The sequence below is a fragment of the Rickettsia felis URRWXCal2 genome (assembly GCA_000012145.1).
Classification (GTDB): Bacteria; Pseudomonadota; Alphaproteobacteria; order Rickettsiales; family Rickettsiaceae; genus Rickettsia; species Rickettsia felis.
The window spans coordinates 741998-754091 of the sequence record CP000053.1; the positions used below are offsets into that span (position 1 = coordinate 741998).

Here is a 12094-nt window from a genome sequence, read left to right on the forward strand (position 1 = left end):
TATAAATACAGCAAATTTTTGAAATTAAAAGCTCGATTTATCTCGCTTTATGCTGGGTTCCTGCTTTCGCAGGAATGACAGTAGGATCCACGCGGGTAATGCCTTCTCGCAATTACGGAAAAACCGAACCATGCAATAGTACCGCAATCTTTCGATTGTGGTTCAATCCATAAAATTTATTACTTTCTTATAAATAATCTCAAAAATCTATTGTTGTAAAAAAGTTGCTACAAATTATTAATCATTACTAATTATTAATTAAAATTAACTTTATCTATATAAAATATATTAATATTTTTTAACTAATTACTAATATTTATTAAAAAATAATTAATGTATTGGGGTTAATATTAATGAAAAAATCAAAAATATTAAGAAAATTTCTAACAACGGCATCATTATGCGGAACATTATTCACTAGCTCTAATGCTGCAGGAGCAACAATTCCTAATCTCGGTAGCGTAAGCTTGAGTACCGGTGCCGGTCTTGTAGGAGGAGTATTTAATAACGGCGATATTATTCAAATAGCGGTTGGAGGGATTGGAATTAAAATATCGGCAGATAAAGCAAATGCTGTTGTTGGCGGGATAAATACATTAATAGCACTACCTGCTTTTGGTGGGGTTGAGGTAAGTCAAAATGTATCAATAGGTCCTCTTAGTGCAACAGTAGGGCTTACTCCTAATTTCGGTCCTCTTAAATTTATTAGTAATAATGTTACGTCAATTATTACCGGAGTCGGTAATCAAACATTTAATAATATAGATTTTGCCGGTAAGAATTCTACTTTACAAATTAATAACGGTTTAAATATTACAACTCAGATAGATAATACGGTAGCCGGAAATAACGGTATAATAACTTTTGCAGGTACAGGGACTATATCAAATAATATAGGCTTAACTAATTCTCTTTCTCAAATAAATGTAGGCAATGGGGAAGCACAGATTTATATGCCTGGAGCAGGTAATAGCATAATTAATGCTGCAAATATAAATCTTACTAACAATAACTCTATACTTACTCTTTTTGACGGTAATGTAACAACGTTAACGGGTAATATAAATAATACTACCGGCGTTGACGGTCAAGGGATACTAAATCTAGCTCATGATTTAGCCAGTGATAATATAATAACAGGCGATATAGGTAATATAGGCTCATTAGCCGCAATAAATGTTTTACTTGGGTCGGCAACACTTAATTCTACAATATTAAAAGCTACTAATATTAATTTACAAAGTAATACATCCGTACTTAATTTAGATGACGACATAATTGTTACGGGTAATATAAACGGTGCTAACGGAGTAAACGGTACATTAAATTTTATAGGGAATGCTACACTTAACGGAAATATAAATAATTTAAATATACTTCAGTGTAGTGGAGGTAACGGTAAGATTCTTGATTTACAAGGTAATATTACAGTAAATAGTATTGTTTTTGCAGATAGTGTTTTAGCTTCCGGAACTATAAGTGTTAACGGTCTATTAAATGTAGGAGGTATTACTTTTAATAATAGTAATGCTAGCGGCGGTACTTTAATAATAAATACCGAAAATACAATCAATGTTGCATTATTAAACGCTATAAAAGCAAAAATACAAATAAATGCTAATTTAACAATCAATGATCCAAGTGCCGGAGATATAGGTGATATTAGAATAGCGAATAATACGACATATACAATAGATGCAGCAAATGGGAATGTAAATTTGCTAAATAACGGCGCTAAGATAATATTTGAAGGAGCGGATTCAGAATTAGATTTAGTGAATACTAGTAACATAAATGATAGGCAATTTACCTTCTATAATAATTTAAACAAATCTGGCAATGATGAATATGGAATAGTGAGAATAGGAGCAACCACAAAAGACCTAACTATAGAAAATAACGGTGGTCCTTATACTATAGGACAAGATAATACGCATCGCCTTAAGGAGTTTATAGTAGATGGAGCAGGTAATATCGTAGTGGATAATACGGTGTTTACGAAGTTACTGAGCATGAACAGTACGGGGCAGGTAACATTTAATCAAGCTTTAGATTTAGGTGCAGGCGGTAATATTGCCTTTGGAAAAGATGGTACACTAGTAGTAAACGGTGTAACCGGTTCAGTTACGACTTCTGCAAATAATCAAGGGACACTCACCATCAATAGCGGTAATATTAACGGTACGATAGGTAGCAATGGAAGTAGCTTGAAACTTGTAAATATCGGAGCAAATCTCGTTACGTTCTCAGCGAATGTATTTGCACCGGTAGTTTTGACTAATGCAGGTTCTGCTTTAACTTTAGCAGACGGTGTTACGCTAACCGGAGCAGTAACAACAAATAATAATACAAAAGGTATATTATCGCTTGGAGTAGGAAGTAACGTAACCGGTCAGATCGGTGCAAATGGAGCAGCTCTTGAGAAAATAAATATCGGAGCCGGAGCTAGTAGCCTCGGTAGTAATATATATGTCGGCTCTACGGTATTAACAAATCAAACATCGGTGTTAACTTTAAACAATAATGTAGTCGTTAACGGAAATATAACTACTACTGCCGGAAACGATAGCGGTAAGTTAATATTTGCAGGCGATGGCAGCGTGATAAGTAACGTAGGAGCAAATGGAGCAGCATTAGAAGAAGTAATATTTAACGGTGTAGATAATATAGGCGGTACAGCTAATGGGGCAGTTTTTAATGTAGCAAATATAGCAGCAAATGCAACGGTTACGGAACTTATGACTGGTGATTTAGTATATAATGCAGCAGGAAAAGTAACGGCCACCGGAGGACTTACAGGAAATATTGATTTTCAAAATAATGCGGGTACGTTTAATTTAGGGGCGGGTAGCACACTTACCGGAACGGTAACTAGTACCGGTGGTGTAAATGGAACATTAAATGTTTCAGATGCAGGTATAATTACCGGTAATATAGATAACCTAAATATATTAGAGTTTAGCGGCAGTACCGGTACAACGCTTGATTTACAAGGTAATACTAGGGTAAATAGTATTGTCTTTACAAATAATGCAGCAGCTTCAGGAACTATAAATGCAGGAGGCGAGTTAACCCTTGGTAGTCTTACTTTTAATGCTAATGCAGTAGGAGATGTTTTAGTAATAAATGCTCCAAGTACGATTAATGGAGCAATATTAAATGGTTTAAAAGGAAAGATAGAAATAAAAGCAAATTTAACAATTAACGATCCAAGTGCCGGAGAAGTAAATGAGATTGATATAGCTGATAATACAACTTATACGATTGATGCTAAAAACGGTAATATAGATTTATTAAAAAATGGAGCAAAGATAGTATTTGAAGGAGCAGATTCCAGGTTAGATTTAATAAACACTAGTGTCACAGATGATAGAACATTTACCTTATATAATAATTTAAACAAATCTGGCAATGATGAATATGGAATAGTGAGAATAGGAGCAACCACAAAAGACCTAACCATAGCAAATAACGGCGGTCCTTATACTATAGGGCAGGATAATACCCATCGCCTTAAGAATTTCATAGTAGATGGAGCAGGTAATATCGTAGTGGATAATACGGTGTTTACGAAGTTACTGAGCATGAACAGTACGGGGCAGGTAACATTTAATCAAGCTTTAGACCTAGGAGCAGGCGGTAACATATTATTTGGAGCGGATGGTGAGTTAATAGTAAAAGGTGTAACCGGCTCAGTTACGACCTCTGCAAATAATCAAGGAACACTGACAATACAAAGCGGCAATGTTACCGGTACGATTGGAGCTAACGGCAGCAGCTTAAAACTTGTAAATATTGGAGCAAATCCCGTTACGTTCTCAGATGACGTATTTGCTCCTGTAGCTTTGACTAATGCAGGTTCTGCTTTAACTTTAGCAGATGGTGTTACGCTAACCGGAGCAGTAACAACAAATAATAATACAAAAGGTATATTAGTACTTGGAGCTGGTAGTAGTGTAACTGGAGGAATTGGCGGAAATAATGCAGCACTTGAGCGGGTTACTTTAGGTGCTGGTGCTAGTAGTCTTGGAGGTAATATATATTCGGGAGCAGTAGCTCTAACTGATCAGACATCAATATTGACATTACAGGATGGAGCAGTTGTCAATGGAGGTATAACTACTACAGCAGGTGACGGCAAGAGTAAGTTAATATTTGCGAAGGATGGAGCAGTTACAGGTAATGTTGGAGCGGTAGGTAGTGCTTTAGAGGAGGTGGTATTTAACGGTGCTGATAATATAGGCGGTACGGCGAATGCAGAGACCTTTACTGTTGCCAATGCTGCGGCAAATGCGGTGATTACAGGGCTTGCTACTGGCACGTTAAAATATACAGATACGGGTACAATTACAGCTAATGGAGGGTGGACAGGAGACATCGACTTTAATAATAAAGCTGGTACGTTTATTTTAGGAGCAAATAGTACTCTTACAGGAGCTGTCTCTAGTACTGGTGGTATAAATGGTACGTTAAAGGCTTTAGGTAGTGGTTCTATTACAGGGGTAGTAAATGGTCTAGATATATTTGAATTTAGCGGAAGTAATGGTACAGCTTTTGATTTAGCTGGTAATACTACAGTAAATAATGTTCTTTTTACAAATAGTAATGCAGCCTCAGGTACAATAAATATTAATGCTGGTTTAAATTCAGGGCAGATAACTTTTAATATGGGGAATGCGAATGGTGGAACGCTTGTGATAAACGCACCAACTACAGTTGGAGATATAGTAAATGCTGCTAATGGTAATATAATAATTAATGCTGATTTTACAATTACAGATCCTGATGCTGGTGGTATTCATAATATTACGATCAAAGATAATACAACTTACACGATTGATTCCATCAATGGTAATGTAGATTTATTAGCGAATGGTGCAAAGATAATATTTGAAGGAGCTGATTCAGAGTTAGACTTAATCAATGCAAATGATAGAACATTTACCTTGCATAATAATCTGAATCCATCGAATGCTCAGGATGAGTTTGGGATAGTGAGAATAGGAGCAACCAAAAAAGATCTAACTATAGCAAATAACGGTGGTCCTTATACTATAGGGCAGGATAATACCCATCGCCTTAAGAATTTCATAGTAGATGGAGCAGGTAATATCGTAGTCGATAATACGGTATTTACAAAGCTGCTTAGCATGAATAGTACTGGGCAAGTAACATTTAACCAAGAGCTTGATTTAGGAGCAGACGGTCTTATAGTTTTTGGTGATGTAGGCACGTTAATAGCTAATGATGATGTAACAGGGGATATAGATTTTCATGGTAAGGCTGGTACATTTGAGTTAGATGATGGTGCTACGATTGATGGATCAGTTTTAGGTACTGGAGGAGTTGCCGGTACATTGAATTTTATAGGTGACGGTAATGTAACGGGGAATATAGGTACGGATGCTGCAAATAGCCCTGCTACCATAAATATCCAAGGCGATAATACAAAAAACATAACTATAGCAAATGATATATTTGTAGGTAATATTAACTTTACAAACGGCGGAGTATTACAGCTTAGCGGAAATCTAACCACTCCTAATATTGATTTCGGAGCAAAGGGCGGTACTTTAGAATTTAACGGCAATAATACATATAACTTAAATGCCGTTATAGCAAACGGACAAAACGGTATATTAAATGTTTTCACTACCTTGAAATCTACTGATGCAAGTATCGGTACGGTTAAAACGATTAATATAGGAAAGGTAGGAACTCCACAAAACTTTACTGTTCAAGTTAATAACGGTAATTTAGCTCTTTTAAGTAGTCCAAATAGTAGCATTAATTTTGGTGATGCAGATTCACAATTAATATTATCTGCACCGATAGATCAGACTGTTACATTTGCTAATAGCTTAAACGGTATAAAAACCGGTGGCGGTATTGTAACTTTAGACGGTAACGGTAATAATTTAACCGTAAGCGGTAATAATGGAGCAACATTCGGTACTGTAGGTAATGAGCTAGCTAGTTTGAATATCAAAGGGAAAGTTACTGTCACTAATAATTTGGATGTACAAAATATTCAGCAGTTAAATATAAATAACGGTGCAGTATTTACTGACCAAAGTCTAACATCTGCTAAGATTGCAAATATAAGTATTGGTGAAGTGACCGGCAGTGCTACCTATGCTTTAGATGCTGTAAATAGTGATTTTGATTTAAATACCGGCGGTATAGTATTTGAACATCAAGATTCAGTATTAGAACTTAAAAATAGTTCAAATGCTAATGACCGTACTATAACATTAACAGCTGCTTTAGATCCCGGTAATGATCAATTCGGTATAGTTAACCTAACCACAGATACTAACAAATTAACTATAGATAATAACGGTAATGCGGCTTATACGCTCGGTACTGTAAACCATAGGCTAAAACAATTAACTTTTTCTAGTACCGGTAATGGTGCTATAGCTTTAAACGTAGGAATCAATGTTGAAAATATCGCCTTGAACGTTAAGACAATCGAGCTAGGTGTAGTTAATGCAAATGTTCTTTTTAACAAGAATGCAACATATACGGCAACAGGTGACATAAACGGTAATGTAGATTTCCAAGGTAATGCAGGGGTAATAAATCTTAATGACGGTATAAAAATTGATGGTATCGTTACAAGTACCGGTAATGTGAATGGTACATTAAATTGGGGCGGAGCAGGTGAAGTTACCGGTTTAATCACTAATATAGCAATGCTGAAAGCAGGTGCAGGTGATGTATTGCTATCTGCCGGCGGTAATTATTCTATTACCGAAATTCAAGGTAACGGTAATAATGATTTAACCTTTGCTGCTAATTCAAACTTAACCGGCGGTATTAATACTAGCGGTGGACAGGCGGTAAATTTAGTCTTTCAAGGCGGCGGTAGCGTTAGTGGTTCTGTCGGTTCAAATGCAGCAGTTGGTGATATTACGATACAAGCAGGAGCAGTAAATTTCGGCAGTACCGTTAAAAGTGGTAATGTTATCTTATCGAACGGTGCCACGATGCAGGTTAATAATAATGTCACTGCTACTGATATCTCAGGTGAAAATGCTAATGACGGTACTTTAAAACTAAATAATCTTGCACCTATTAATATAACCGGTACGCTTGGCAATAATAATACTATAGGTACAATAGAAGTTGCAAATAATGATGCTACCGTTACGGGCGGACTAAAAGCACAAAATATCAATTTCTCAAACGCAGCTCAGGCAGCTACCTTAACTTTAGGTGCAGCAGCACAAGTTACTAATATTACTACGGCAGGAAATAATATCCACACTTTAGCAGTAACGGATTTAGATACCGGTAACGGTGTTATCGGAGCTGCAAATAACAGATTAAAAGCAATAGAGTTAACAGGTAACGGCACAGTTACGGTTAACTCTAAGAATTTCTATTCAGGAATTACCACCGCAAATAATGGACAAGGTAACGTAAAGCTAAATATAGATGGCGGGATTGTTTATGATTTAGGTAGTAAGCTAGGCAGTTTAGCAAGCGTACAAGTTAGTGGAAATAGTACGGTTAAAGGTGATGTATATTCTAAAGATATTAATGTAGATGCAGGTAAAACTATAGATTTTGATAGAGGTAATAATAACACGAATCCAAAAAATTTAGCTGTACCTGGGGCTATAGTAGATTTAGACGTGTTACCTCGTTCACTCTCTCTATTTAATTATTTAACCGATATTAAAGCAGATAATTTAAATTTTGCAGATGCTACAACCACGGCAAATTTCAAAGATGCAGTTTTAATAGATGCACCGATTAATAACGGCGGTACTTTTAAGTTCAATGAAAATGTTTGGTTAAAACAAGAAATTACAAATGCAAAAAGCATAGAAATTGCATCTAATAAATTCATGTTACTTGAGAAAAATATTAAAGCAGACACTTTAATTGCCGATGAAGCAAATTTAGTATTGTTAAATAATTTAGAAATGAACACTAATTTGAATGTTAGAGACGTTGTATTAGATGTTGCTACTTATGAACTAAAATATACAGGAAATGTTACACATAACGGTCTGCTTACTATTATTACTCATTTTGATACGGCATTACAAAAAGGCGGTCATATATTAGTCGGTAACGGTGCTAATGTTGATATGTCCGGTTTAGATAATTTAATAGTTAAAATTAAATCCCGATCCGATATTACTAAAATCACTTCAAATACTAAACACCAAGTAGTAGCACTTGAAGCAGGAGGGGCATTTACTCCTGCACCTCAAGCTAAAGTCACTATTGATGCAAGCGGTGAACAAAACAGATTTGTAAAATGGGTCAGTGATGCAAACGGTCTTGTATTACTTGCAAATACCGATAACGAAGGCGGAGACGGTGGCAACGGAGGAGATAACGGCGGTGGTGACGGAGGCAATGGCGGCGGTAATGGAGGAGGTGGCTCCGGTGGAGGCGGCAATTCCGGCGGCGGTGGTGCCGTCTCTATTTTTGATCCATCTCCTATCCTAGATGATACTAAAAACAACCAAGTAGCTTCCGGTATAGCAAATCAGCTCATTAATAATGTTAAAGGTTTTGGTAATAATACTGATTCAGGTAAATTATTAAATGATTTAGGTTTGATATCGCCGAGTAGAGTTTCTGAGGCTTTAGATAGACTTGGTCACAGGACAAATACTAATGGAATTAACGAAGGAGTGGGAGAGTTTAACGGTATAGAGATTGAGGATTTATTAACCGATATAGCAATAAATATGGATAACCTTACTTCTGAAAGGATTGGCAATAGGTTAGAAGAATTAGGTGATGAAAATACTTTAAGCGGTCAAAATGAGCCGAATTCTAATCAGAATCGAAGAAGACGTACTAGTACTACTAATAATCAGGCAGCAGTTGCGGCAGGTGATGAAGATAATATAGGGACAGGCATTTGGGGCATACCATTCTATGGCAAAGCAACGCAAAAATCTAAAAACGGTTCAAGCGGTTATAAATCTAATACCGGAGGCGGTATAATCGGTTTTGACTATAATATTGATAATTCTATAGTTATTGGGGCTGCTTATACTATGGCCGATAGTAAAGTACGGCATAAAAATGATAAAAACGGCGATAGAACCAAAGCTAAAAGCAATATATATTCTATCTATGGGCTTTATAATTGGCTTACTAATAACTTCTTTGTTGAAGCTATAGGTTCATATGGTAGAAATAAAGTCAAAAATTACGAAAAACGTTTAACTTCTACTAATGATCAAACTGCAATCGGTAAATTTACTAATACTTTTTATAGCGGTGAATTACTTGGCGGTTATAACTATCTAATGTCTCATTTGACAACTATAACTCCGATGCTTGGGATTCGTTATGCTACATTTAAAAATAATAGTTATAAAGAAAACAGTACTACTTTCCAAAATTTATCTATAAGAAAAAATTCTTATAATAAATTTGAAACTATATTAGGTTTAAAGGGCGTAACTAATTATTTAGTACAAGATATAATAGTAAAATCTGAATTACACGGATTTATAAATTATAACTTTAAAGGTAAGTTACCGAATATCGATGCACGTCTAGACGGTATAGACGGACCGCTTACAACAGTTAGATTTAAACCTGCAAAGATAACCTATAATTTAGGCGGCGGTATTTCTACTAAATATAATATGATGGAATTTGGTATTAGATATAATTTATCTCTTGCGAAGAAATATATGGCAAATCAAGGGTCTTTAAAGATTAAAGTGAATCTGTAGTAATCTAAACGAGCAAAATATCTTAAAAACCGAGAATAGCAAAAACTCTTGAATTGACTTAAATACATTAATAATTTAATATCACAATCGGAATGGCTGTAAGGCTGTTCTGGGGTGTGACAACTCCAAACACAAAGTGGTTAGTATCTACCATAAAATGATACAATCCTCGACTTCATGATCGGGGAGATTTTAGCCATGTCCAGGGTTTAAGGTGTAAACTTTAAACCTAAAAGCTATTATAGCTGTCTTTGTGCGGTTTGTCACCCCCCCGATCACCATTGTTTTAATTCAACTTTTTGGTGGTCAAACTTGAATTATTTAAGTTTAATCAGGGGTTGTAACCGTTATGCACGACAAAACTATAGCAGAAAGAGTAGCTATTATTGAGCCAAATTTAGATTTTATCATTAAAGATAAAGACTTATTACGTGAAATTTATCCGAATGGAATGGGTAGGGTAAATATAGAATTTATTTTAGCTAGGAAACCTTACAACACATATGCTTATTATAAGTTAATCCGTACTTTATTCAAATTGCCATGCCGAAAAATTGTACTTATAATTGATAGAAATTTATTAAAATCATCTCTAGGCTTATTTCGTTCAATTATTCTCGGTACTCTATCATATTTAAATTTAGTTAAAATTTTCATTTATGATGAGAATGAGTTTATATTGAATATCCGAGCTTTAAAAAGTAAAGAAAACTATTTTTTGTCTTATAAAGTTAATTACTTTAAAAAACTCATTAATTGGAAGTAAGTATAATGGTAGTAGCCATATGCAGGAGGGTAGGGCAAATAGGTCCTATTCTTTTTTAATCTTTCTTCTCAAAATACAGTATAATTCAGAAAGCTTGATACAAGCGAATTTTGCAAGATTCGCTTATACTTACGTGTTAATATATGCTCCGTTAAGCCCACTTTTAAATTTAATGTCAATACCTTAATGCTTTTTGTACCTATCAAAAATTATAGAAGATAGTAACGATGCTACGCTGGTTTTAAAGCAAAATTTTAGTCCTTTTATTACAAGACGATAAAGCCCTTACACTTTACATTTTAACTTTATTATTCTGATGTTGCTCCTAAAATTTTTGTATAAATTTCATTAAATGGATTATCCGAATCCACTCTTTCATATAACTGGTCATCTAACTTTATGCCTGGTTCCTGATTAAAAAGTGATTTACCATTTTCATCACGGATAAATAACTCAATAGCCGATGCTTTATAATAATTTAAATCATCTATAGAAAATTTGTTTTCAGTTAAATCATCATTGAGTCTATTAATTAAATATCCCTCATCCATTAATAATCTGAGCAATCCCATTTCACCAAACAAATGGTCATTTCCAACAGCAAATAAAATATTATTATATTCTTTTAAATAATCCTCTATTTTTGATACCCATGCTTTGTTACGTGGTACAATGAGCGATGAATCAATCAATAAATCATCTGAATCCTGTATGCTATACCCCTGTAAGTAAGTACAAATAACAATATTTGAATTTTTCTTACTATCCACAAGGTCTATTAGATATTTTTCCAGCTCAGTTAACAGCGTATTCGAGTCTAACTCACTAAAAATATCTTCATCATCTAAACTTAACACTAACTTTTGTTTTCCTAAATAATGGCGTTCTAATTCTACATCCATACCGTAATTATTCACTGTGTCCAAAGCTTTATATATAACATCCTCACGAGATAAATCAGATAATTTAAGACTTAATTCCGGTTGATTACTTAAAGCCTTTTTTGCTAATTTCAGTATTCTTGGATCAACATCATCATGTCTGCTATCAGTATTTTCGTTTATACAATTTAAGCTTGAGGAAAATGATGAGTTCTCGGAAACAATATTGGTGTCGTCTATTGACCTGCCTTCAGTAACAAATACATCCTGTTTCAATAATAACTCTTTTATTTCTTTTGGTAAGAGAACTATACCTCACCTATGCATGGTCCCGAATAAATATGCGGATTTACCATCACGACTAAATTGAAATAACATAATAAATCTTTCAAAATTTTAATAAATATTAATCCTTATTTGAGCATAATACTAAACTAATTTTAAAAATCAATATTTTTGATAAGAGAGTTTAAGAGGCTATCAATTTATAAGTTTAAACGGGTTTAAGAGGAAATGTAGAAGGAAAGGTATTTACAAGTAGAGAGAGTTGGGTACAAAAGCTTTTAATCAAAAAAACAAGAATCCAACAATATCGTTATTACCAAGATAAAGCAACGTTAAAGGTTTATTATCTTTTAATATTGCCGCTAAGCTACTTGCTCCAACATCGTCTATGTGGTCATAAGAAAGATTAAGCTCAGTACCACCATTTTTTAAGCTACCTG

Annotated in this window: 3 protein-coding genes; 2 read left to right on the forward strand and 1 reads right to left on the reverse strand. The window is 34.6% G+C overall.

Annotated elements, in window-relative coordinates:
• Positions 1-353 precede the first annotated feature (353 nt).
• Together RF_RS10575 and RF_RS03710 are read left to right on the forward strand one after the other, a co-directional pair.
• The gene (locus RF_RS10575; RefSeq protein WP_011271023.1) at positions 354-9722 is read left to right on the forward strand and encodes an autotransporter outer membrane beta-barrel domain-containing protein; all 9369 of its coding nucleotides are present in this window, start codon (positions 354-356) and stop codon (positions 9720-9722) included.
• A gap of 349 nt (positions 9723-10071) precedes the next feature.
• Entirely contained in the window at positions 10072-10488 is a 417-nt protein-coding gene (locus tag RF_RS03710) for a hypothetical protein (protein ID WP_011271024.1), read from the forward strand.
• Positions 10489-10796: 308 nt separating this feature from the next.
• Here RF_RS03710 and RF_RS03715 read toward each other — a convergent pair whose 3' ends face one another.
• Positions 10797-11645 carry a TraB/GumN family protein gene (locus tag RF_RS03715; protein WP_039594986.1) on the reverse strand — a complete coding sequence of 283 codons (849 nt, stop codon included), beginning with the start codon at positions 11643-11645 and terminating at the stop codon, positions 10797-10799.
• Positions 11646-12094: the final 449 nt, after the last annotated feature.